The sequence below is a fragment of the Cryobacterium sp. 10C3 genome (assembly GCF_034314285.1).
In the GTDB taxonomy this organism is placed as follows: domain Bacteria; phylum Actinomycetota; class Actinomycetes; order Actinomycetales; family Microbacteriaceae; genus Cryobacterium; species Cryobacterium glucosi.
The window spans coordinates 2171164-2195682 of sequence record NZ_JAVIWF010000002.1 but is presented as its reverse complement, the minus strand read 5'-3'; the positions used below and the strand labels follow the sequence as shown (position 1 = coordinate 2195682).

19 protein-coding genes and 2 pseudogenes are annotated in these 24519 nt (G+C 68.9%); all 21 read left to right on the top strand.

What is annotated here, in order from left to right; translation table 11 throughout:
• The first annotated feature begins 20 nt into the window (after positions 1–20).
• The 21 genes and pseudogenes from metG to RGU41_RS11245 all read left to right on the top strand — a co-directional run bounded on the left by metG (position 21) and on the right by RGU41_RS11245 (position 24410).
• Positions 21–1583 carry a methionine--tRNA ligase gene (gene metG, locus RGU41_RS11345; RefSeq protein WP_134448207.1) on the top strand — a complete coding sequence of 521 codons (1563 nt, stop codon included), beginning with the start codon at positions 21–23 and terminating at the stop codon, positions 1581–1583.
• Complete coding sequence (locus tag RGU41_RS11340) at positions 1576–2508, top strand: TatD family hydrolase (protein WP_322136249.1); 933 nt, start codon at positions 1576–1578, stop codon at positions 2506–2508. Before metG ends, RGU41_RS11340 begins: the two co-directional genes overlap by 8 nt.
• 125 nt (positions 2509–2633) lie before the next feature.
• A pseudogene (gene rsmA / locus RGU41_RS11335) lies at positions 2634–3439 on the top strand (16S rRNA (adenine(1518)-N(6)/adenine(1519)-N(6))-dimethyltransferase RsmA).
• A 43-nt stretch (positions 3440–3482) separates the two neighbouring features.
• Positions 3483–4417: pseudogene (locus tag RGU41_RS11330) on the top strand (4-(cytidine 5'-diphospho)-2-C-methyl-D-erythritol kinase).
• A 67-nt stretch (positions 4418–4484) separates the two neighbouring features.
• Entirely contained in the window at positions 4485–6290 is a 1806-nt protein-coding gene (locus RGU41_RS11325; protein WP_134448213.1) for an ABC-F family ATP-binding cassette domain-containing protein, read from the top strand.
• Positions 6291–6509: 219 nt separating this feature from the next.
• Positions 6510–7394 carry a MetQ/NlpA family ABC transporter substrate-binding protein gene (locus tag RGU41_RS11320; protein ID WP_322137343.1) on the top strand — a complete coding sequence of 295 codons (885 nt, stop codon included), beginning with the start codon at positions 6510–6512 and terminating at the stop codon, positions 7392–7394.
• 81 nt (positions 7395–7475) lie between these two features.
• A complete protein-coding gene (locus tag RGU41_RS11315; protein WP_134558184.1) occupies positions 7476–8543 on the top strand; it encodes a methionine ABC transporter ATP-binding protein in 1068 nt (355 codons plus the stop codon).
• Positions 8543–9202: a methionine ABC transporter permease gene (locus RGU41_RS11310; RefSeq protein WP_134448217.1), complete on the top strand. Its 660-nt coding sequence runs from the start codon at positions 8543–8545 to the stop codon at positions 9200–9202. Before RGU41_RS11315 ends, RGU41_RS11310 begins: the two co-directional genes overlap by 1 nt.
• Before the next feature lie 171 nt (positions 9203–9373).
• Entirely contained in the window at positions 9374–9991 is a 618-nt protein-coding gene (locus tag RGU41_RS11305; RefSeq protein WP_322136248.1) for a hypothetical protein, read from the top strand.
• Positions 9985–10845: a lytic transglycosylase domain-containing protein gene (locus tag RGU41_RS11300; RefSeq protein WP_322136247.1), complete on the top strand. Its 861-nt coding sequence runs from the start codon at positions 9985–9987 to the stop codon at positions 10843–10845. The genes RGU41_RS11305 and RGU41_RS11300 overlap by 7 nt, the downstream gene beginning before the upstream one ends.
• Positions 10752–12878 carry a protein kinase domain-containing protein gene (locus tag RGU41_RS11295; RefSeq protein ID WP_322137342.1) on the top strand — a complete coding sequence of 709 codons (2127 nt, stop codon included), beginning with the start codon at positions 10752–10754 and terminating at the stop codon, positions 12876–12878. Before RGU41_RS11300 ends, RGU41_RS11295 begins: the two co-directional genes overlap by 94 nt.
• Positions 12879–13035: 157 nt before the next feature.
• On the top strand, positions 13036–14106 hold the full coding sequence (gene pstC / locus RGU41_RS11290) for a phosphate ABC transporter permease subunit PstC (RefSeq protein ID WP_134448225.1): 1071 nt from the start codon (positions 13036–13038) through the stop codon (positions 14104–14106).
• On the top strand, positions 14106–15500 hold the full coding sequence (gene pstA, locus RGU41_RS11285; protein ID WP_322136246.1) for a phosphate ABC transporter permease PstA: 1395 nt from the start codon (positions 14106–14108) through the stop codon (positions 15498–15500). Before pstC ends, pstA begins: the two co-directional genes overlap by 1 nt.
• Positions 15497–17188 (top strand): phosphate ABC transporter substrate-binding protein PstS, encoded by a 1692-nt coding sequence (pstS, locus tag RGU41_RS11280; protein ID WP_322136245.1) that lies wholly within the window; start codon positions 15497–15499, stop codon positions 17186–17188. Before pstA ends, pstS begins: the two co-directional genes overlap by 4 nt.
• A complete protein-coding gene (locus RGU41_RS11275) occupies positions 17185–19866 on the top strand; it encodes a hypothetical protein (RefSeq protein ID WP_134448227.1) in 2682 nt (893 codons plus the stop codon). The genes pstS and RGU41_RS11275 overlap by 4 nt, the downstream gene beginning before the upstream one ends.
• Positions 19867–19978: 112 nt before the next feature.
• Positions 19979–21073, top strand: coding sequence for a hypothetical protein (locus tag RGU41_RS11270; protein ID WP_134448229.1), 1095 nt, complete (start codon positions 19979–19981; stop codon positions 21071–21073).
• A gap of 34 nt (positions 21074–21107) precedes the next feature.
• Complete coding sequence (locus RGU41_RS11265) at positions 21108–21455, top strand: hypothetical protein (RefSeq protein ID WP_322136244.1); 348 nt, start codon at positions 21108–21110, stop codon at positions 21453–21455.
• A complete protein-coding gene (locus RGU41_RS11260; protein WP_322136243.1) occupies positions 21449–22183 on the top strand; it encodes a hypothetical protein in 735 nt (244 codons plus the stop codon). Before RGU41_RS11265 ends, RGU41_RS11260 begins: the two co-directional genes overlap by 7 nt.
• Before the next feature lie 125 nt (positions 22184–22308).
• A complete protein-coding gene (locus RGU41_RS11255; protein ID WP_322136242.1) occupies positions 22309–23412 on the top strand; it encodes a WxL protein peptidoglycan domain-containing protein in 1104 nt (367 codons plus the stop codon).
• Between the two features lie 90 nt (positions 23413–23502).
• Positions 23503–23877 (top strand): hypothetical protein, encoded by a 375-nt coding sequence (locus RGU41_RS11250; protein WP_322136241.1) that lies wholly within the window; start codon positions 23503–23505, stop codon positions 23875–23877.
• Complete coding sequence (locus RGU41_RS11245; RefSeq protein WP_322136240.1) at positions 23874–24410, top strand: hypothetical protein; 537 nt, start codon at positions 23874–23876, stop codon at positions 24408–24410. Before RGU41_RS11250 ends, RGU41_RS11245 begins: the two co-directional genes overlap by 4 nt.
• The last annotated feature ends 109 nt before the right edge of the window (positions 24411–24519 follow it).

Here is a 24519-nt window from a genome sequence, read left to right as displayed (position 1 = left end):
GCTCCCAATAGACTGGGGGCATGTCCGCCGGAGCATCCTTTTACATCACCACGCCCATTTTCTATGTGAATGATGTGCCCCACATCGGTCACGCGTACACGGAAGTGGCCGCAGACCTCCTCGCGCGCTGGCACCGGCAGGCCGGCGAGGACGCCTGGCTGCTCACCGGTACCGACGAGCACGGCCAGAAGATCCTGCGGACCGCGACCGCGAACGGCGTCACCCCGAAGGAATGGGCCGACCGCCTCGTCGAGACCGCGTGGAAGCCGCTGCTCAAGACTGTCGACATTCGCAACGACGACTTCATCCGCACGACCGACGAACGCCACGAGGTCAACGCGCAGAAGTTCCTGCAGCACCTCTACGACGCCGGCCATATCTACACGGGCGAGTACGAGGGCTTCTACTGCGTCGGCTGCGAGGAATACAAGCAGCCGAGCGACCTGATCGAGGGCACCGGCGAGTTCATCGGCCAGCAGGTCTGCGCCATCCACTCCCTCCCGGTCGAGCTGCTCCACGAGAAGAACTACTTCTTCCGGATGAGCACCTTCGCCGAGCGCCTGCTCGCCCTCTACGAGGAAGACCCCGACTTCGTCCAGCCCGAGAGCGCCCGCAACGAGGTCATCTCCTTCGTGAAGCAGGGCCTTTCCGACCTGTCGATCTCGCGCTCGAGCTTCGACTGGGGCATCAAGGTGCCGTGGGACGACAGCCACGTCGTCTACGTCTGGTTCGACGCGCTGCTCAACTACATCACCGCCGCCGGTTACGGGCAGGACGACGAGCGGTTCAGCAGGCTCTGGCCGGCCACGCACATCGTCGGCAAGGACATCCTCCGGTTCCACGCCGTGATCTGGCCCGCCATGCTGATGGCCGCCGGGCTCCCGGTGCCGCGCCGGGTCTTCGGCCACGGCTGGTTGCTCGTCGGCGGCGAGAAGATGAGCAAGTCCAAGCTCACCGGCATCGCCCCGAGCCAGATCACCGACACCTTCGGCTCCGACGCGTTCCGCTACTACTTCATGCGCGCCATCAGCTTCGGACAGGACGGCTCGTTCTCCTGGGAGGACCTCTCCGCCCGGTACCAGTCCGAGCTCGCCAACGGCTTCGGCAACCTCGCCTCCCGCGTCATCGCCATGGTCGTGCGCTACTGCGATGGCGAGATCCCGGTCACGACGGCCTTCACCGAGGCGGACGCGGCCATCCGGGCCACCGAGATCCGGGTGACGGATGCCGCGGGCGAGGCCATCTCCCGCCTCGCGATCCACGAGGCGATCGCATCCGTCTGGGAACTCGTCGACGAGCTCAACGGCTACATCACGACCCAGGAACCGTGGGGCCTCGCCAAGGACCCCGCCGACCGCGACCGGCTCGACGCCGTGCTGTTCACCGCCGTGCGCGGCCTCGGCACCCTCGCCGTGCTGCTCTCCCCGGTCGTCCCCGAGGCGTGCGCCAAGCTCTGGTCCGCCCTCGGCGGCGAGGGCCTCGTCACCGACCAGCGCATCGACCGCGCGTGGGAGTGGACCGGAGGCACCCACGTCTCCCCGCTCGAGGCGCTCTTCCCGCGCATCGAGGCGACGGTTGGCTAACGAACCCGTCCGCCAGCGTGAGCAGACCGCCGGCCGCGACCTGAGCTACCCGGCCCCGCCGGAGCCGCTCCCCGTGCCGGTGTACGACAACCACACCCATCTCGAGATCAGCGACGGCGAGCATCCGCTCAGCCTCGCCGAACAGCTCGACCGGGCCGTGAGCGTGGGCGTGCAGGGCGTGATCCAGGTCGGCGGCGACCGGGAGACCTCCCGCTGGTCGGCCGAGGCCGCCGCGAGCGAGCCACGCATGCTCGCGGCCGTCGCGATCCACCCGAACGAGGCACCGGACTACGAGCAGGCCGGCACGCTCGACGACGCCCTCGCCGAGATCAGCGAACTCGCCGGGCGCCCGCGGGTCGTCGCGATCGGCGAGACCGGTCTCGACTTCTTCCGCACCGGGCCGGAGGGGCTCGCCGCCCAGTACCGCAGCTTCGAGGCGCACATCGAGATCGCGAAGCAGAACGGCCTCGCCCTGCAGATCCACGACCGCAACGCGCACGCCGAGGTCATCGCGACCCTGCTGCGGGTCGGCGCCCCCGAGCGCACGGTCTTCCACTGCTTCTCCGGGGACGCCGAGATGGCCGCGATCTGCGCCGAACACGGCTGGTACCTCTCCTTCGCCGGCAACGTCACGTTCAAGAATGCCGGCACGCTCCGCGCGGCCCTCGCCGCTGCTCCCCGCGAGCTGCTGCTCGTCGAGACGGACGCCCCCTTCCTCACCCCCGCACCCTTCCGCGGCCGCCCGAACGCGCCGTACCTGCTGCCGCACACCCTGCGCGCGATGGCCAACCACCTCGAAACGGATGTCGCCATGCTGGCCGCCCAGATCTCCACCACCACCGAACACGTCTACGGGCGCTGGGACGCCGAACCCGTCGTGCCGGCGCCGTCCGCGCCGACCGTCAGCCTCGGGGGTCTCCAGTGAGCGACGCCGAGAACACTCCGGTGACCCCGGCCACGGATGCCGCCCTGCCCGTCGAGCCCGCGGCATCCGCCGCGCCCACACCGCGCTCACTGCTCGGCCCCGCCGAGATCCGCGACCTCGCCGAGATGCTCGGCGTGAACCCGACCAAGAAGCTCGGCCAGAACTTCGTGATCGACGGCAACACCGTCCGCCGCATCGTCAAGGTCGCCGCGATCACCCCAGAGGACACCGTCGTCGAGGTCGGACCCGGCCTCGGCTCGCTCACCCTCGGCCTGCTCGAGACCGGTGCGCGCGTCGTCGCCGTCGAGATCGACGACCGCCTCGCCGAGCAGCTCCCGCTCACCGTCGAGCTGATGCACCCGGACGCGCCGCTCGTCGTGCTCCGCGCCGACGCGCTCAAGATCACTGACCTGCCGGGGGAGCCGACCCGGCTCGTCGCCAACCTGCCGTACAACGTCTCGGTGCCGGTGCTGCTGCACATGCTCGAGCACTTCCCGTCGATCCGCGCCGGCGTCGTGATGGTGCAGGCCGAGGTCGGCGAACGGCTCGCCGCGCCCCCGGCTCGAAGGTCTACGGCAGCCCGAGCGTCAAGGCCGCCTGGTACGGGGCCTTCCGCACCGCGGGCAAGGTCAGCCGCCAGGTGTTCTGGCCGGTGCCGAACGTCGACTCGATCCTGATCGCGTTCCAGCGCCGCGAGAGCCCGCTCGAGAGCGAGGACCTGCGCCTCGCGACGTTCGCGCTCGTCGACGGCGCCTTCCAGCAGCGCCGCAAGATGCTCCGCCAGTCGCTCTCGACCGTGCTCGGTGACTCGGCAACGGCGACCGCGATCCTCGAAGCTGCCGGCATCGACCCCACCGAGCGCGGCGAACAGCTCACCGTCGACGCCTTCCTCGCCATCGCCAGGTCCTGGACCGCCGCCGACCCGTCCTGACCCCGCGCACGAGGGGGCTGTGCGGCTGAGCTAGGTTAGAACCATGACCAACGCGGCCACATCTCATGTTGTGCACGCGCGGGCGCCGGGCAAGATCAACGTCTTCCTGAAGGTCGGTGCCGTGCTCGAAGACGGCTACCACGAAGTCGCGACCGCCTACCAGGCCGTGTCGCTCAGCGAAGACGTGCGCGCCTATCCCGCCGACGACTTCTCCTGCGAATTCACCGGCTCGATCGACACCTCCGGCCTTGCGACCGACGGCAGCAACCTCGCGATCCGGGCCGCTCGCGCCCTTGCCCGCCGGTCCGGCTATCGTGGCGGCGTTCATCTCAAACTTGAGAAGAACGTGCCGATCGCCGGGGAATGGGCGGCGGATCGGCCGACGCCGCCGCAACCCTGCTCGCGTGCGACGCCCTCTGGGGCACCGAGGCGACCCGCGAGGAACTGCTCGCCATCGCCGCGACTCTCGGCGCCGACGTCCCCTTCGCGTTCACGGGCGGCACCGCCGTCGGCACCGGCCGCGGCGACCAGTTGAGCCCCGCGCTCGCCAAGGGCCAGTTCCACTGGGTGCTCGCCCTGGCCGACTTCGGCATGTCCACCCCCGGCGTGTACCAGGAACTCGACCGCCACCGTGAGCGCCATGCCCAGGACATCTTCCCGGCGCAGGCGCAGCCGACGGTCGACGCCAACGTGCTCCAGGCCCTGCGCGCCGGCGATGCCCGGATGCTCGCCGAGTCCCTGCACAACGACCTCCAGGCCCCGGCGCTGCACCTCGCCCCCGGCCTCGGCAAGGTCATCGAGCTCGGCGAGGAGAACGGCGCCCTCGCCGGCATCGTCTCCGGGTCCGGCCCAACGGTCGCGTTCCTCGTGGCGGATGCCGACAGCGCGCTCGAGCTCCAGGTCGCGCTGAGCGCCTCCCGCCTGCACGTGGTGCGGGCGACGGGCCCGGTCCACGGCGCCCGTCTCGTCCACGACTGAGCCGCGGCATCCGCCTGCCCCGACCCGCGCGCCGGGCTCCCAGCCGCGCACGGTAAAGTTGTAAGCTATGGCACATTTGCTCGGGGCCGAGTCCCTGCACCTTGAATACCCCACCCGCGTCATCTTCGACTCCGTCACCGTCGGACTCAACGAGGGCGACCGCATCGGAGTCGTGGGGCGCAACGGTGACGGCAAGTCCACCCTGCTGAGCCTCCTCGCCGGACGCATCGAACCCGACTCCGGCCGCGTCACCCGCCGCCGCGGCGTCACGATCGGCGTGCTCGACCAGTCCGACGCCCTCGCCTCAGGCCAGACCGTCGGCCACACCGTCGTCGGCACCATGGACGAGCACCTCTGGGCCGGGGACGCCAAGGTCCGCGACGTCATCGGCGGACTCGTGCGCGACATCCCCTGGGACGCCCTTGTCGACGACCTTTCCGGTGGCCAGCGCCGCCGGGTCGCCCTCGCCGCCGTGCTGATCGGCGACCACGACGTGATCTTCCTCGATGAGCCCACCAACCACCTCGATGTCGAGGGCATCACCTGGCTCGCCGGGCACCTGCGCAACCGCTGGGCGACGAACTCCGGCGGCCTCGTGGTCGTGACCCACGACCGGTGGTTCCTCGACGAGGTCTGCAACCAGACCTGGGAGGTGCACGACCGTCTGATCGAACCCTTCGAGGGCGGCTACGCCGCGTACATCCTGCAGCGCGTCGAGCGCGACCGGATGAGCGCCGCGACAGAGTCGAAGCGCCAGAACCTGATGAAGAAGGAGCTCGCCTGGCTCCGCCGCGGCGCCCCCGCCCGCACCGCCAAGCCCAAGTTCCGCATCGACGCGGCCAACGAGCTCATCGAGAACGAGCCGCCGCCCCGCGACACCGTCACGATGCAGTCGATGGCGATGCAGCGCCTCGGCAAGGACGTCGTCGACCTCATCGACGTCTCGGTGGACTTCGAGGACAAGCACGTGCTGAAGGACATCACCTGGCGGATCGCCCCCGGGGAACGCACCGGCATCATGGGCGTCAACGGCGCGGGCAAGTCCACGCTGCTGAACCTCGTCGCCGGTACCCTCCAGCCGACGAGCGGCCACGTCAAGCGCGGCAAGACCATCAAGGTCGCCGTGCTCACCCAGCAGCTCTTCGAGCTCGAGGGCATCCAGAACGACCGGGTCAGCGAGGTCATCGGCCGCCAGAAGACGAGCTACATCGCCGGAGGCAAGGAGATCACCCCCGGCCAGATGCTCGAGCGGATGGGCTTCATGAGCGCCCAGCTCGTCACCCAGGTCAAGGACCTCTCCGGTGGCCAGAAGCGCCGCCTGCAGCTGCTGCTGATCGTGCTCGACGAGCCGAACGTGCTCATCCTCGACGAGCCCACCAACGACCTGGACACCGACATGCTCGCGGCCATGGAGGACCTGCTCGACTCCTTCCCCGGCACCCTGCTCGTCGTCTCGCACGACCGGTACCTGATCGAACGCGTCACCGACAACCAGTACGCGGTCACCGAGGGCGGCTTCCGCCACCTGCCCGGCGGCGTCGACCAGTACCTCGAGATGCGCAAGCAGCAGATCAACGACTCCGACAAGCCCGCAGAGGCGAACGCCTCGAACACCTCCGGCGGCAAGCCGGCCAGGAACCTGGCCATCGGCGGCGCAGAGCTCCGCAACGCGCAGAAGGAGCTCGCCTCCATCGAGCGCAAGGTCGCCAAGCAGAAGTCCCGGATCGTGGTGTTGAACCAGAACATGGTCAGCCACGACCAGAACGACTACGCAGGCCTCGGCGAGCTCGGCACCGAGCTGCAGGGTCTCGAATCCTCCATCTCGAGCTTCGAAACTCGCTGGCTCGAACTTTCGACGCTGATCGAGGGTTAAAACCGCGGATGCTGTGACCGCGTGTTACGCAGCGGCGTGCGCGGCGCAGCATCCTTTGTTAACCTGAAGGTGTGCCTCGCGATGCAGCGGCACAGACTCCCACCCCTTCGTGCCGTGGCTTTGCTGTGCCGTCGATTGCCGGGGCCCGTCCACGAGACAGCACTCGCGGCTCTCACCCGCAGCACACCCAAGGGGATTCACCACGTGAAAAAGTCAACTCTGTCCAAGCGCTTGCTCGCGGCTCTCGCGACCGTCCCGCTCCTCGCCCTGCTCGCCGGGTGCGCCTGCGGCACGGCGGATGCCGGCAGCGACAAGACCGTCAAGATCGGCGTCGTCGGCGCGAGCGACCCGTACTGGGCCGTCTACACGAAGGCCGCCGCCGATGCGGGAATCAAGGTCGAGATCGTCGACTTCTCCGCATACGACCAGCCGAACCCCGCGCTGACCGCCGGTGAGATCGACCTCAACCAGTTCCAGCACCTCGTCTACCTCGCGCAGTACAACACGGCGAGCAACGCGGACCTCACCCCGATCGGTTCGACGGCGATCTACCCGCTCGGCCTGTACTCGACGAAGTACAAGAAGGTCAGCGAGATCCAGAAGGGCGACACCATCGCGGTGCCGAACGACGCGAGCAACCTGGCCCGCGCGCTCCTCGTGCTGCAGTCGGCCAAGCTCATCACGCTGAAGGACGGCGGCTCGATCTTCTCGACCCTCGACGACATCGACACGTCGGCCTCCAAGGTCACCGTCACCGCGCTCGAGGCCTCCCTCACCGCGACTTCGCTTCCTGACGTCGCCGGCGCGATCATCAACAACGACTTCGTCGAGAAGGCCGGACTGAAGTTCACCGACGCCCTCGCCAAGGATGACCCGGCCGACCCGACCGCCATCCCCTACGTCAACGTGTTCGTCGCCCGCGCCGCGGACAAGGACAACGCGACCTACCAGAAGCTCGTCCAGATCTATCAGGACACCCAGGCCGTGCAGGACGGCGTGCTCGCCGTCTCCGGCGGCTCCGGTGTTCTCGTGAAGACCCCGGTCGCCGACCTGGTCTCCTCGCTCGCCACGGTCGTCGCGGACACCAAGGCCAACAAGAAGTAGTCGCCCCGGTTGCCCGGATGCCCGCTTCGCACTCGCGAGGCGGGCATCCGGTGTGAAACCAGAGAATTCCAGGAGAGTTGAATGCCGATCGTCGAATTGCGCGGTGTCAGCAAGATCTACCCACCCCACGAAAAGGGCGGCAGCGACGTCGTCGCGATCGACGACGTCAGCCTGGCCGTCGAGGCCGGCGACGTCTACGGGATCATCGGCTACTCGGGAGCCGGCAAGAGCACCCTCGTGCGCCTCGTGAACGCGCTCGAACGGTCAACGTCCGGAGAGATCCTGATCAACGGACGGGACATCGCCGGCCTGGCAGAGCGCGAACTGCGCAGCGTGCGTCTCGGCATCGGCATGATCTTCCAGCAGTTCAACCTGCTCGGCTCGCGCAGCGTCGCGGCCAACGTGTCCTATCCGCTCGAGGTGGCGCACCGGCCCAAGGCCGAACGCGCCAAGCGGGTCGCCGAGATGCTCGACTTCGTCGGCCTCGCCGACAAGGCCCGCGCGTACCCCGACCAGCTCTCCGGCGGCCAGAAGCAGCGCGTCGGCATCGCCCGCGCCCTCGCGAGCCAGCCCGCCATCCTCCTCGCCGACGAGGCCACGAGCGCCCTCGACCCCGAGACGACCCACGAAGTGCTCGACCTGCTGACCCGGGTCAACCGGGAATTCGGTGTGACGATCATCGTGATCACCCACGAGATGGACGTGATCCAGACGATCGCGAGCAAGGTCGCGGTGATGGACCAGGGCCGGGTCATCGAACGCGGTGACGTGTTCGATGTGTTCTCGAACCCGCAGCAGCCGGCATCCGCCCGGTTCGTCTCGACCGTCGTCAAGGGCATCCCGAGCGCCGACGAGCTCGCCGTGCTGCGCAGACGCCACCCCGGGCGGATCGTGTCCCTCGCCTTCCGCGACAACACGGTCGACCAGGCCCGTGTCTTCGGCGAACTGGCTCGCGCCGGCGTCGCATTCGAGGTCGTCTTCGGCGGCATCAACGAAGTGCAGGGCCGCTCCTTCGGGCATCTCACCCTCGCGCTCAGCGACGCCACGGCGGCGGATGCCCGCACAGCGTCTGCCGGCAGCGCGGACGACCGCATCGATGCGGTCCTCGATCGGATCAGAACACTCACGACCGTCACGGAGGTGCGCTGATGGAATCCCTCATCGAACTGCTGCCCCAGCTCTGGAAGGCCGCAGGGGAGACGCTCTACATCGTCGGCCTCACCCTGTTCTTCGGGGGCCTCGGCGGCCTGATCGTCGGCCTCGGCCTGTACCTGACCCGCGGCGGCAGCCTGCTCGCCAACAAACCCGTGTTCGTGGTGCTGAACCTGCTGGTCAACTTCGTGCGGCCCATCCCGTTCATCATCTTCCTCGCCGCCGCGCAGCCGCTCGCCCGGCTCGTGGTCGGAACCGGAATCGGCAATAACGCGATCATCTTCACGATCTCGCTCGCGGCATCCTTCGCGATGGGCCGTATCGTCGAGCAGAACCTGCTCACCGTGACGCCCGGCGTGATCGAGGCCGCCCGCAGCGTGGGCGCCGGAACGGCCCGGATCATCTTCACCGTGCTCCTGCCCGAGGCGCTCGGTCCGCTGATCCTCGGCTACACGTTCATCTTCGTCGCGCTCGTCGACATGTCGGCGGTCGCCGGCTACGTCGGTGGCGGCGGCCTCGGTAACTTCGCCCTGCTCTACGGGTACCGCCAGTTCAACCCGATCGTGACCTGGGCTGCCGTGCTGCTGATCATCGTGCTCGTCCAGTTGGTGCAGTACCTCGGGAACACGCTGGCGCGAAAGGCGTTCCGCCGCTAGGCGTTCTCGAAACTGTTGCCGGGCCGGACAGCTTCCGTTCACCCCCGGCAAGGTGACACTCCCGGGCCGGACACCTGAGGCCAGCACAGTATTGCCGGGGCTGGCCCACCCGAGCCGGCACACAGTCTCGACTGCACCCGTCGCTGTTTGGTTCAGGCCGTTGGAGTCGCTGTGTCGCCCCGCCCAAGTGTGGTCTTCTCGGCCTTCCGTTCCAACGCGGACCCGCGCCTGCAGGGCTGGGTCGCCTTCCGGGAGAGCGTTCAGTCCGGTGCCCACGGCGGCGACGTCGCCCGCGTCAGCGGACTCGCACGCGCCGGCGAACTCGCCCGCGCGGGAGAACTCGCCCGCACCGGAACGACCGACCGGGTGGCCGAGGGCCGGGATCGCTCCCGTGGCCTCGCCACCGTCGCCGACTCCGGCCACTCCGGCATCTGGCGGCTGCTCGCCTCGAACAGCCGCGAGCTCGGCCGCAGCTCCTCGGTCTACGGCTCCTTCGCCGGCGCGCGGGCGCACGTCCTCGAACTCAAGGACCAGTGCGACGCGATGGTCGCGACCGTCGTCACCGGGCCGTCGGCAGGCACCCATGGCTGGGTGGTCACCATCGGCGAACGCATCGTGATGACAGCGGGACGCTGGTACGGCGCCGCCTCCGCGAGCCGGGAAGCCGCCGCCGGCACGATCGAAGCCTTCCGCGTCGCGCTCGTCGCCGAAGACGCCCGCCACGCGACCGAGGCCGGCCGCCGGGGCAGCCGGGTGCTCAGCGAGGCCGAACGGGCCCAGGCGTGGTGAACGGCACACGGCTCCGCGGCCTGCGCGGCTGGATCGGTGCCGCAGCGACCGCCGGGCTGCTCTGCTGGGTCGTCTTCGGCTGGCTCGTACCCGGCTTCACCGCACCGGAGGGCATCCGGGCGAGCGTGGCGGCCGTGGCCGCCGACGCTGTTCCCTCCGTTCCCACGGCAGCGGATGCCGCAGCGACCGTGACCGTGACGCCGGCGACTCCCGCTCCGGCGGCCGACCAGTCCGCCGCCGGCGCCGGCTCGTCCCTCGCGTCGACAGGCGAAACCGCGCTGCTCACCGGGAACGCTGCGCTCGTGGACGCGGACTGGGCTGCCCGCGTGGCCGCGGCCACCGGCATCCCGCGGCGGGCCATGCTCGGCTATGCGGGTGCCTCGCTCGCCCTCGCCGCCGAACAGCCCGGTTGCCGACTCGGCTGGAGCACCCTCGCCGGCCTCGGCAACATCGAGTCCGGGCACGGCACCCACGCGGGCTCGGCGCTCGGTACCGACGGTACCGCCCGGCCCGGCATCTTCGGTCCGGCCCTCGACGGCTCTGATTTCGCAGCGATGAGCGACACCGACGGCGGCGCCTGGGACGGCAGTGCGGCGTGGGACCGTGCAGTCGGCCCGCTGCAGTTCATCCCCGCGACCTGGCAGCGCTGGGGCGCCGACGGCAACCGGGACGGTGTCGACGACCCGCAGCAGATCGACGACGCCGCCCTCGCAGCCGGGCGCTACCTGTGCAACTACGGCGACCTCGCGCTGCCCGACCGCTGGCGCGCGGCCGTCTTCGCGTACAACCACGTCGACTCCTATGTCACCGCCGTCGCCGGTTACGCGAACACCTACGCCGCCCGGGCGAAGTAGCCCCCTGTGACAGGCGCGATCGATCCCGCCGAGACGACGGATGCCTCCGGTGCACCGGCAGGCCGGCGCACGGTCGGCGCTGGCGAGGGGCTGATCTCGGGCCGCTACCGGCTCGGCGAACTCCTCGGGACGGGCGGGTCGGCATCCGTCTTCTCCGCCGTGGACACGCAGGCAGGGAGGGCGCAGTCAGAGAGATCGCCCTCAAGATCCTGCACCCGCACCTGTCCCGCTCCGACCGGGCCAGGGAAGCGTTCTTTGCGGAGGCCAGGGCCGCGGCCGTGTTGCGGCACCCGAACATCGTCGCGGTGCTCGGCGTCGGCGTGCACCACACCGGTCACGGCCCGGGGATCGGCGCCGGGACCGAGCCCCGCACCGGCACAGGCACCGGTGCGAACGCCGAGGAGCCGCAGGCCTGGATCGCGCTCGACCGCGCGCCGGGGATCAGCCTCGCCGAATACGTCGAGCATCGCGGGGCGCTGCCCGTCAGGCAGGCGCTCACCGTCGCGTCCGCGGTGCTGCGCGCCCTCGAGGCCGCGCACGACATCGGCCTGGTCCACCGCGACGTCTCCCCGGCCAACATCATGGTCGACCCGGACCCGGCCGGTCACGTCGGTATCGACGGAGTGCGCCTGCTCGACTTCGGCCTCGCGGATGCCGCCGGTCGCCCTGCCCTCGGCACCGACGTCCTCCGCAGCGCACCCGATGCGACAACGCAGGAAATCCCGGTCGTGCAGAGCGTGCTCGGGAGCGTGAACTACATGTCGCCGGAGCAGGCGCGGGGCGACGCCGTCGACGAACGCGGCGACGTGTACCAGCTCGGCGGGGTGTTGTACTTCGCGCTCACCGCACGGGCGCCGTTCGTCCGGGATTCCGTCGCCGCGGTGATGCGCGCCCACGTGCAGTCTCCGCCGCCGGTGCCGTCGGTGCAGCACTCCGGCATCCCGCGGAGTGTCGACCGGCTCGTCGTCAAGGCGCTCCTCAAAGACCCGGACGCCCGGTTCCCCTCCGCCGCGGCGATGGGCGCGGCCGTCGACGCGGCCCTGGACCGCATCGGGGCCGGGGGAGTGCCGGGTCGCGCCGCGGCCCCGCCAGAGGGGGCCCTGCCCGGCGGCGGTCGCGTCTTGCCCGCGGACGACACCACGGGACTGTTCCGGCCGGGCGACCTCGCGGAGCTCGCTGAGCGCACGATGGTGCTCGGTGCGGTACCGGTCCCGGTCCCGGATCCTGTGCCTGTTCCGCACCCGATCCCGACCGCCCATCCCGCCCCGGCCACGATCGTGCACGCGACCGGAAACGCACGCGCGGGAACGGCATCCGCCGCGGTCGTCGTCCCGCCGGACAACCCGGCCTGGGTGCGGAGCGGCCGCAGCCGCCGTCGCGGCGGCGGGCTCTGGGCCGTCTCGATGATCCTCGTGATCGGGGGAGCATTCGCCTGGGTCCTCGCTGCCGGCGGCGCGGCGCCGACGTCGGTGGCCGTCACGAGCAGCACGCCCGCGCCCGCGAGCGCCACCCCCGAGCCGATGATCACCGCCCACGCCACGGCGGCGCCGAAGACCATCCGGGTGCCGGAGGTCTCCGTGATGACCCTCGACGGGGCACGGGCCGCGCTCGCCGCCCTCGGGCTCCGCCTCGGCGCGCTCACCCTCCAGGACTCGGGGCGCCCCCTCGACACGGTGCTCGGCGTCAGCCCGGCGGCCGGTACCTTCCTGGACCCCGGAGACCCGGTCGACCTCACCGTGGCGTCCGGCTCGAACACGGTGCCGGACACCGTCGGTCTCAGCAAGGCGGAGGCGATCGCCGCCCTCGAAAACGCGGGATTCCTGGTCCTCACCGACTCGAGGCCCGACGCCGCCGCGACGCCGGGAACCGTGATCGCGGTCGCCCCGTCCGGTCAGAAGACCCTGCGTCTCGGCACCTCCATCACCCTCACCCTGGCCACGGCGCCCGAGCCGTCTGCCGCCCCCACAGCTACGTCGACGCCCCCGCCGGGCCCGACACAGACCCCCGCTCCGACGCAGGCGCCCACGGGCTGACGGCTCCCGAATCGACCGCCACAACTCTCCACGCGGCGTCCACATCTCGGTTGAGAAATCGACGCCAATCGTTCACCAACCGCCCCGAACATATGTTTCGGACGCGTTACCCCCACCCGTGCGTTCACCCCCTCCCGAGTCTTTTCCAAGGACAGCCATGCCGATTTCGAGCCTCGTCTCGCCGCCCCTGGGCGACTCGCCCCTGGGCGACGCCTTCGGGACAGACCCGGCCGTTTTCGACCCGTCGAACCCCGACTCCCGGCCGCGGCGCTCCCTGGTCTCCCGCCCGTCGATCTCCGACTCGGTGTTCCGCTCGGTCGCGTTCAGCGCGGGCACGATCACCGTGCTGATCATGCTCGCGGTCGGTGTCTTCCTCTCGCTGCGCGCCGGCGACGCCCTCGGGGTCGCTGGGTTCAACTTCCTCTTCGAGCAGGACTGGTCGCCGGAAACGAAGAAGTTCGGCATCGCATCCGTTCTCTTCGGCACCATCACGATCGCCGTCATCGCAATGTGCGTCGCGGTGCCCCTCGCCCTCGGCACGGCGCTCCTCATCTCCGAGGTCGCCCAGGGGCGGCTCAAGTCCACGCTCGTCACCCTCGTCGACCTGATGGCCGCCGTTCCCAGCGTGGTGTTCGGCCTCTGGGGCGTGTTCTTCCTCCAGGCGAACGTCATCCCGGTCGCCACCTGGATCTCCACCTACTTCGGCTGGATCCCGTTCTTCAGCGTGACGGATGCGACGGGCCAGGCCCTCACCGAGGCGAGCGCCTTCACCTCCTCGGCCTTCATCGCCGGAATCGTGGTGGGCCTCATGGTCGTGCCCACCCAGACCTCGGTGATGCGCGAAGCCTTCTCCCAGGCGCCGATCGGTGAACGTGAGGCGGCCTTCGCCCTCGGGTCGACCCGATGGGGAATGATCACGTCCGTGGTGCTCCCGTTCGGCCGCGGCGGCATCATCGGCGGCACCATGCTCGGCCTCGGCCGGGCCCTCGGCGAGACCATCGCCGTCTACATGATCATCTCCCCGATCTTCACGATCAACTGGGAGGTGCTCAAGACCGGCACGAACTCGGTGTCCGCGCTCATCGCGCTCCGGTACGGCGAGTCGAGCTCCTTCGGCCTCTCCGCACTGATGGCCGCCGGCCTCGTGCTCTTCCTGATCACCCTCGTGATCAACTTCACGGCCTCGTCGATCGTGGCGCGGTCCCGCTCCGGGGCGGAGAGCGACTGATGACCAGCGCACACAGCACCCAGGCGACGGATCCCGCGGCATCCGCCGGCCCCTCGACCCTCGTGATGACCGAGACCGCCGTCGAGCTCGAGGCCGAGCTCGAACTCCAGGCCGCAGCAGTCCGGCACACCACGAACATCCCCTCCTCGGTCGGCATCGAGATCGGCCCGCGCCGCCGGATGCGCGCCGCCAGGGTCGACGACCAGTTCAACATCCTCGGCGCGGCAGCGGCCGGCGTGGCCGTCGCCGTTCTGCTGTTCGGCTGGTTCGGCCCGCTCTCCGGCTATGTCGGTTTCGTGATCGTCGCGTTCATCGCTTTCATCGGCTTCTACGCCCTGCTCGTCAGCCTGAAGAGCGACTGGCAGGAGGTCAAGGACCGGGTCATGTCGGTTGTCCTTTCGAGCGCCGGCGTGCTGCTCTTCGGCGCCCTCGTCTTCGTCGTCGCGTACACCCTCGTGCGCGGCCAGGAAGCCCTCCCGCACCTCAACTTCTTCACCGACAGCATGGAGCTCGCCGGCCCGCTCGACGGCCTCGAACTCGGCGGAATCTTCCACGCCATCCTCGGTACCCTGATGCAGATCACGATGGCGCTCATCGTCACCGTTCCGCTCGGCATCCTCACGGCCCTGTTCCTCAACGAAGTCGGCGGAAAGTTCGCCCGCTTCGTGCGCACCATCTCGGACGCGATGACCGCGCTGCCCTCGATCGTCGCCGGCCTCTTCGTGTACTCGGCGATCATCGTGCTGATCACCCACCAGCGCAGCGGGTTCGCCGCCTCGATGGCCATCACGGTGATGATGCTCCCGATCGTGATCCGCGCCTCCGACATCGTCCTCCGTCTCGTCGCGGGAAACCTTCGCGAAGCCGCGTACGCGCTCGGGTCCACGCGCTGGCGCACGGTCTGGCATGTCGTGCTGCCGACCGCCCGCCCCGGGCTCGCGACCGCCGTCATCCTCGGCACCGCCCGCGGAATCGGCGAGACCAGCCCCGTGCTGCTCACGTCCGGCGTCACCGCCGTCGTCAACCTCAACCCCTTCGAGGGACCGATGATCTCGTTGCCGCTGCAGGTCTTCGACTTCGTCAAGTCGCCGGAACCGAACATGATCGCCCGTGGCTTCGGGGCGGCGGCCGTGCTGATCCTCCTCGTGCTCACCCTGTTCGCGATCGCCCGCCTCATCGGCGGCAAGGGGCCGGGCGACCTGTCCCGCGCCCAGCAGCAGCGGGTCGTCGCGGCCTCCGGGCGCGACCTCAAGCGGATCACCATTGCCGCCGACCGCCGCATCCTCCTCGAGGCGAACACGTCGGGGGCCTGGCCGCCGCCGACGGCACCACCGAACCACCACAGCAGCCCAGCGCCGACGATCGACCTCAGCACAAAGGAGCCGTCCTCGTGACGCCGCAGCCCCGTTGGATCCGTGCGATCCGCGCCCTCTTCGCCCTCGCCGTCGTGGTGATTCTCGGTCTGTCCGGAACGCTGTCTGCCCAGGCCGTTTCCTACGACCCCATCACAGGAACCGGCTCGACCTGGTCCCAGAACGCCCTCGACCAGTGGCGCAAGAACGTGGCCTCGAACTACGGCATGACCGTCAACTATTCCGGTGTCGGCTCCTCCGCGGGCCGCCGGGACTTCGTGGCCGGAAACGTCGACTTCGCCGTCAGCGAGATCCCGTTCCAGACCGCTCCCGAAGACGGTTCAGCGCCCGAGGTTCCGAGTCGCGGCTACGCATACATGCCGATCGTCGCCGGTGGCACCTCGTTCATGTACAACCTCAAGATCAACGGTGCCCGCGTCTCCAACCTGCGCCTGAGTGGCGAGGTCGTCACCAAGATCTTCACCGGCGTCATCACCAAGTGGAACGACCCGGCGATCCAGACGGACAACCCCGGACTGAAGATGCCGGACAAGGGCATCGTCCCTGTCGTGCGGTCGGACGGCTCGGGCTCGACCGCCCAGTTCAGCCTCTGGATGTCCAAGCAGTACAACTCCCTCTGGGGGCAGTTCTGCGTCAAGGTCGGCAAACCGGCCTCCTGCGGCCTCACCTCGCAGTACCCGACCTACGGCAACGCGAAGGCCCAGAGCGGTTCGGCGGGCGTCGCCGGGTATGTCGCCCAGGACTATGGCGAAGGCGCCATCACGTACGTCGAGTATTCCTACGCGCTCAAGGCCGGCTTCCCGGTCGCCAAGGTCCTGAACACCGCCGGATACTACGTCGAGCCGACCGCGAACTCCGTCGCCGTTGCCCTGCTGCAGGCAAAGATCAAGACGGATGTCCCGGTCTCGAGCCCCGACTACCTCACCCAGATCCTCGACGGCGTCTACAACAACCCCGACCCGCGCACGTACCCGCTGTCGAGCTACTCCTACATGATCGTGCCGACCGAGGTCGGCGGTGTCTTCACCGCGAAGAAGGGCCTCACCCTCGGCGCGTTCGCGAACTACATGCTCTGCGAGGGCCAGCAGCAAGCGGCGGCCCTGGGCTACTCGCCGCTCCCGATGAACCTTGTGCTCGCCGGGTTCGACCAGATCAAACGAGTGCCGGGAGCGGATGTCTCGGGCGTCGACATCAACAACTGCAACAACCCGACCTTCAAGGCCGGCGACTCCCCATCGAGCAACCTGCTCGCGACCAACGCACTCAAGCCCGCCGACTGTGACAAGGTCGGCACGAGCCAGTGTGTCACCGGAACAGCAGGGGCGCCCGATGACACGGCGACGACCGGAACCGGTACCGGCGGCTCCGCAGCCACGGCCGACACGGCCGCGGCGGCAGCGGCCGCCGCAGGAGCAGGGGCCGGAGCAGCGGCGACGACGGCAAACGCCGGGGCAGCGGGCACGGGCGATGCCGCGGCCGCGGTCTACGACGAGAACGGTGCTCTCGTCTCCGGCGGCACCGGTGGCACGGCCTCGACCGGAGTGGCCGGGTCCGCGGTGGCGTCGCCCTTCACCCTCGCCGACAACGGCTGGGGTGCGCAGCAGTCGATCATGCTGTTCGCCGGCGTGTTGCTCATCGGCTCTGCCGTGCTGCCCCCGGTGCTCTGGCGCCGGCTCAAGCCACGCGGTCCGAAGGTGGGCACCAAGTGAAGCGCCTGATCCTGTCCACGGACTCGATGTGGACCCGCGCCGGCGCAAGCGGCATCGTCGTGGGCGTTGTCGTCGGCATCGGAGTGTCCATGCTGGCCTCCATTACCCCGCCCGCAGCATCCGCGGACACCTCGAGCGCCGTCACGGTGGCCGCCAAGGGCTATGACCTCGACATCTCGACGGCACCGTTCCCCGACCTCAAGGTGACAGTCTCTCAGACGAAGGACCTCGTCTCGCAGGGAATCGTCGTCAACTGGACCGGCTCGGGCGCGAAGTCGGTCCGGCCTGACGCCAGCTCGGGCGGCCAGAACTTCCTGCAGATCGCGCAGTGCTGGGGTGAGGACCCGCTGAACCCCGGGCATCCCGACCGCACCACCTGCCAGTACGGCGGTTTTCCCGGCAAGGCCGCGTCCACGCGCGACACCTCGGTTTCTGACGAATTCGTCAACGCCAAGGACACCCAATACACATCGCCCTCGAACGGCTTCACGATCCCGGCGGTCACGGCGATCCCGTACCGTGCCTCGACGGGCGGAACGATCTCGTCCGTCTTCAAGAATGGCGCCGGCGTCCTCACCCATTACATCCTCGATCCCCTGACAGGGCTTGTTCAGACCGCGAACGGCACGCCGGCTGCCACTGGCGTGACCCTGCCCTCCCCGATCGTGGGCGTCGACCTCGCCACGAACGAGTTCTACACGCAGTACACGACCAACGAGGTGCCGTGGGTGGGGTCGAGTGACACTGGCGCCGGCTCCGTCAAGTTCGAGGTCCAGACCGCGATGCAGTCTCCCGGCCTCGGCTGCGGTATGCCGGTCACGGCCACGGACGGCACGGTCACGGGCAAGTCCTGCTGGCTCGTCGTCATCCCGCGCGGCACCAACGACGTCGGCGAGTCGTACATCACCAAGTCCGGCCTGTTCTGGGACGCCTGGCAGCACAGTGTGGCCGTCAAGCTCGACTTCAAGCCGATCGGTCTGCGCTGCTCCATCGGCTCGGCCGAGAAGCAACTCTCCGGAAGCGAACTCGCCTCGGCGGCCGTCGCGTCCTGGCAGCCCAACCTCTGCACCGGCTCGACCGGATCCTCCTTCGTGCTCAGCACCGGCAACGAGGAAGACTCTCTCCTCTCCGCAAGCCAGAAGACCCCGAGTCCTCTCGCCCTGACATCGCGTGCCCTACAGACGACGAAGGCGGATCCCGTGCAGTACGCGCCGATCGCACTCTCCGGACTCGCCGTGTCCTTCTCGATCGACCGGAGGGTGAAACCCGTCGGCGCCGTGCCTCAGGAATACAAGGACAAGAACACCGAGTCCTTCACCTCGATGAACCTCACCCCGCGCCTGATCGCGAAGCTGTTGACGAACTCATATCTGGACTCCTTGCCGACGGGGGCCCCCGCTACCTCCAAATCGCTCGCGTTCTTCGTCGATAACCCCGAGAAGGTAAACCACAACGCGAGGAACCTGACCGTTGACCCCGACTTCCTCGCCGTGAACGACGCGGAATGGCAGTACCAGGACCTGACGGGTCCGTCCCTCGGCGACATGCTCCTGCCCTCGGGGCGCTCCGACGAGGCCCTACAGCTGTGGCGCTACGTGCTCTCAGATCCGGATGCCGTGGCTTTCCTCAACGGCGAAGCCGACAAGTGGGGCATGAAGGTCAACCCCTGGTACGCAACAAAGGACGCCGTCAACTCCTCCGGCACAAAAATGACCGTGCCCCGCACCAACTTCCCCAAGGCTGACCCAATCGCACGGGTGGCCACGGCCGACGGCCAGACCGAAGTCAACCTCGTCACCTGGCGCCCGTACGCGAGCGACTTCGAGAACGGCGCCTACCTCACCCTGCGCGGTGACGGCCAGGAGCTCGGCGACTGGAGCCCGAACACGGTTCCGCCGAAATGGGGCAAGAGCGTTCGCAACCTCGTCGGCACCCAGCGGGTGCTCGGACTCACGACAACGGCGGCAGCAGCCCGGTACCAGACGGTGACGGCGTCACTGCGAAACTCGGCGGGCACTTTCGTTGCCGCGAACTCCGCATCCCTGCTGGCCGCGGCCGCGGCGATGACCCCGACCACCGAGAACGCGGCCGTGCTCGAATACAACCCCACGAGCGCGAGCGCCAGGGCGGCGGCGTCGGCCTACCCGATGACCATGCCGGTCTACGCGGCGCTCAACCCACTGCAGACGGATGCCTCCGCCCGCGCCATTTACGCCAACATGATCCGCTACGCCGTTGCCGCCGGTCAGGTTCCCGGCAGTGCGATCGGCCAGCTCCCCGAGGGGTACGCGTCGATTCCGGCCAGCTGGGTCGCCCAGGCCCTCGCAGCCGCGACAGCCATCGAAAAGGGCATCAGCCCGATCGTCTCGGCGACTCCGACACCCACTCCCTCACCGACCGTCGCGGCCACTGCCGCCGCCCCTGCGGCGGCCTACGTCAACCCGAACGCAGGCAGTGGAACGGCAGCGGTCGCGGCCGTCGCCGCCGCCGTCGCCGGGACCGCGACCGCGACCGACCCTGCGGCGACCGGCGCGTCGGCCGGACCCCTCGTCGGCAAGCCGACGCCTTCCGATCCGGTCATCGGCCCCATTCCGGCAGCCATCCCTGTCGGATTCCTCTCCGGGCTGCTCGCAGCCGGTGGAGTCCCCCTGATTTCGCGTGTCCGGAGACGATCCTGATGCGCGCACAGCTTGACGTCCAGATTCCGGGTTTCGGCTTGGGACCAGACATCAGGAAAGACGTTCCCGCCCGGGTTCGTCTCATGCAGTACACCCGAAAGGCATCATCACAGTGATTTCGAAGAAGGCAATTGCGCTCTGCGCGACCGTCGGCGTCGCCCTCACCGGTTTCGCCATCGCGACGCCGGCCAACGCCGAGCCCGTTTCCAACAGCTACGTCGCCGTCGGCTCGGACACCCTGGAAGACGTGGTCAGCGCCCTGGCCAACGGATCCTCGCTCTCCGGATCTTCGGTTCGCTCGACGACCGCAGGTGGCGCGACCATCGGATCGTTCGACGCGACCGGCACGGCCTACATCACCACGAAATCCTCAGGCGTGCGCTTTGGACGCCCGAACGGGTCGGGTGACGGTCGCACGGCGCTCCTCCGCTCCATCGATGGCGCGGCATACACGTCTGGTACGGTCGGCGCGCCTGCCGCTGTCGTGATCAGCGGTCAGGTTGACATCGCGCGTTCCTCGGGCTCCGGCACCGTCGACGCCGCCGGAAGCCTGATCCAGGTTCCCTTCGGCCGTGACGCCATCGCCTACGCCTACGACAATGGCTCTACCGCGACCGGCATCGACACGATCGACACCGCGACCATGACGAGCCTCTACACCTGCAGCGTCACCACCCTCGGCGGCGTCACGGTCACCCCGATCATCCCGCAGGCCGGTTCCGGCACCCGCAAGGACTTCATGTCCAAGATCGGCGTCACCGACGCCACTCTCGGTTCCTGTGTCCAGACCGGCCAGGAGCACGACGCGTCCAACCTCGGCATCAACCAGATCATGCCGATGTCGGTCTCACGCTGGGTCGCCATGAACACCGGTGCCAGCTACCCCAAGAAGAAGGACACCACGGTTCTCGGCTCGCTCGTTGCCGGCACCACCCCCGTCACCGGCACCGGCACCTCGATGGTCCCGAACGCCACTTACTATGCTGACTCCGTCTGGGGTCGCGACACCTACCTGGTCGTGCAGTACGCCCGCGTCGACCCGACCAACGCCTCTTACGACGCCACACTGGCCGGCCTGCTTGACCCGACCAAGAGCACCAGCCTGACCAACTCGCAGACCTCCCTCGCCTCCAAGGCCGGTTCGCTGAAGAAGAAGTTCGGCATCCTGGCCCCCTCCACCACCACTGCTGTCCGTATCTCCAAGTAGCCCGACCTACTTCCAGAAAAGGTAATTGAATCTCATGAAGCTCAACAACAAGCTCCGCTTCGCCGCCGTCGGCGTCGTCTCCCTCGCCCTCGTTGCCGGCGCCTCCATGGTCGCCTCGGCCACCACCCAGACCAACGGCTCCGCAGCACCCCTCTACCTCTACGACGGCAACGGCATTCTGCTTGTCGACGGCGCCAGCCTGGGGTGGGGCGATGACATGATCGGTTCCTCGGTCAACAACGACCCCAGCGGAGAGTTCGCCTGCCCCGTCGGCACCACCGGAATCTTCGCGTTCCTCTCGGCCCCCGGCACCGAGACGGTCCCTGGCACCTGGAAGGCATACGCCCCCTCGGCTTCAACGGTGCCACCCTCAACGTGCTGAACCCGTTCATCACCCCGGTTTCGCTGTACAACGGCGCCCAGGGCGCCGCTAAGGCCGCCGGTGGAAACTACAGCCTCGGCATTGCCTGCACCAACCTGAACGGTGTTGCGGTCACCTCCGCGTTCTTCCGTTCGATCTCGGTCACGCCGGTGACCGGTGCCTTCACGGCCTCCGCCACGACCGACGTCGTCACGACGCCGACCGCCACCCCGACCCCGACCCCGACCGCCCCGGCCGGCACGACCGGTACCGTCGCTCTCGCGCCGACCACCGCGAACGCCACCAACGGTGCGCTCGCCCTCACGGTTCCGGCCGGCGCCGCGGCGACGTTCTCCGCTCCGTCGCTCGTGAACAACAAGTCGACCACGGTCGGTACCCTCGGTGCCGTCACGGTCAACGACGGCCGCGTCGTCTCCCGCAACGGCTGGGACCTGTCCGCGAACGTTGCGAACTTCGTCAACTCCACTGACGCGACCAGCACCATTAGCAAGATCCAGCTCGGCCTTGCCCCGTCGGTCACCGTTGCCGGCACCTCCGCGACCGGCGTCACCGCCGCCGCAGCCCAGGTCGCCGGTTCGGCGTCCTACCCGGCCGCCTTCGCCTCCGGCGCGGCAGCCAACACGGTCGGCGACAGCGTTCTCAACGCCGGCCTGACCTTCGTCGCACCGCAGGAGAAGGCGGCCGGCACCTACACGTCGACGCTGACCCTCACGGTCGTCTCGAAGTAGTAGCGCTACCCGAGTAGAGGGGGAGGGGCGGCGCCCGCGCCGTCCCTCCCTTTCCACCGCGCCACCCCGCATTCCGCTCCACCCCCAAGATTTCGGATCCGCCCGCAGAAAAGAGAACGCCGATCGTGATTCCCCGCCACTCCCTCTCCCGCAGCGTCGCCCTCGGTGCCGCCGGAGTGCTGGTAACCCTCGGACTGACCCTGACCCTCGGAGTCGCGGGTGCCTGGGCCGCGGACGGTTCCGACGGCATCGCCGGGGCCCCGTCGTCCAACGGCGGCGTGGACCAGGACCGATCGCGTTTCACCTACCAGGTCGATCCGGGCCAGGTCATCAACGACGAATACCTCGTCGAGAACACCGGTACGACCACGCAGGCCGTCACCGTCTACGCCACCGACGCGTACAACGCCGAGGACGGCACGTTCGCCCTCCTCGAAGGCAGTGAAGCCCCCAAGGATGCCGGCAGCTGGGTCACCTTCGAGAACGGTACCGGCCGTGTCTCGGTCACCCTGGAACCGGGCGCCCAGCAGGTGCTCCCGTTCACAATGAAGACCCCGGCCGATGCGAAGCCCGGCGACCACGCCGGCGGCATCGTCGTCTCGGCCCTCTCCCCGGCCGGGCAGGTCTCGGTCGACCGGCGCGTCGCCATCCGCCTGTATGTGCGCGTCAAGGGTCTCCTGCAGCCGGCGCTGACGATCAGCAGCATTGAATCCGCCTATGAGGGCAGCATCAACCCCTTCGCCGGCGACACGAAGATCCGCGTGAGCCTCACCAACACCGGCAACGTGTCCCTCGGGGCCAATACGGTCTCCCAAATCAAGGGCATCTTCGGCATCCCACTGTCCGGGCTGACCGACCAGGAGATCTCGGAGATGCTTCCGGGAAGTTCCCGCACCGTGACGCTGACCGTCTCCGGCGTCGGCGCCTGGGTCTACCTCAACCCGCATGTCTCCCTCGTCGGCACGATCGACCCCGACGCACTCAACCCAGGAGCCCTGCCGACCGCGGAACGCGATTCGAGCCTCGTCGTGGTGCCGTGGGCCTTCCTGATCCTCCTTCTCGTCGCGGCCGTGACCTGGCTCATCGTGAGGCTCAGCCGCAAGCGCGACTCGGCCCGGGCTGCGGCGTGGATCGAATACACCGAGGCGGAAGCGCGCCGCAAGGCTCGCGAAGAGGCCCTCGTGGGCGCCAGCGCGGACGGCGCCGCCGCGCACAACCCGACACCGTAACCACTGCACTTCCGCACGCCTTGCTCCACTGCCCTGCAGTTTCACCCAGGCACCGCAGCTCCACCGCACCAGGATCCATCGGGGAAACACATGTTCCAACTGCCCATCCGTTCGACTCTCATAACCGGCGCACTGGTCGCCCTGCTGGCTCTGGTCGGGACGGTCTCCATCTCGTCCGTGGCGCAGGCCGATGACAGTGGGGTGGTTGCGCTCACGGTGAGTGTGGCCGACAAGCTTCCGAACGGGCCCGTCGAGATCCACTGTGTGCTCCCGGTCGGCTCGCGGGTCGATTCGGCGCCGGTGTTCGTCACCGTCCACGGGCTCAAGCCGTTTTCGCACGTCGAGGTCTGGGTGCACTCCACTCCGTTCCTGCTGATCAGCGGAAACGCCGACGCTGCCGGTGACTTCGCAGGCAGCGGCACCCTTCCCCCGACCTCGAGGCCGGAGGACACACCATCGAGGTGATCGGCACCACGGCCGCGGACGACCCGTTCAGCCAGGTGGCGGCATCCTTCGCCGTGACGGACGCCGGAACAATCGGATCTGCAACGACGAGCGACACCAACGGCGTGCTCAGCCTCGTCGTGCCCGCCGCTGCCGTCGCCGCGTTCAATGCCCCGGTCCTGGTCTCGAACCGGTCGACGACCACCGGTGTCCTGGGCAGCTTCGCGGTCAGCGACTCTCGGGTGCTCACCCAGGAAGGCTGGATCCTGTCGGCCGATGTCGCCGACTTCGTGAACGCCGCGGACGGCAGCGTGATCGGTGCTTCCCAGCTCGGGCTCGCGCCGCAGCTGGTCAGCACCGACGCCACCGGGGTGAGCCTCGTCACCGCCCAGACCGCGGGTTCGGCGACGTATCCGATGAACCTCGCCGTGGCCGCCCCGGCCCAGACCGTGGGCACGACCGTGCTCAACGCCGGCCTCACTTTCGTCGCGCCGCCCGAGAAGTCAGTCGGCACCTACCGGTCCACCCTCTCCCTCACCCTCGTTTCCCAGTAGCCGGCCGGTCGCCGACTCTATCCTGTCGCGCTCGTACGGCACGGAATGAGCGAGGCTCGGTTTCCTGCTGTGTTTGCCTCTTGTTTGCCCGCCCGTCAGCTCGCCGAAA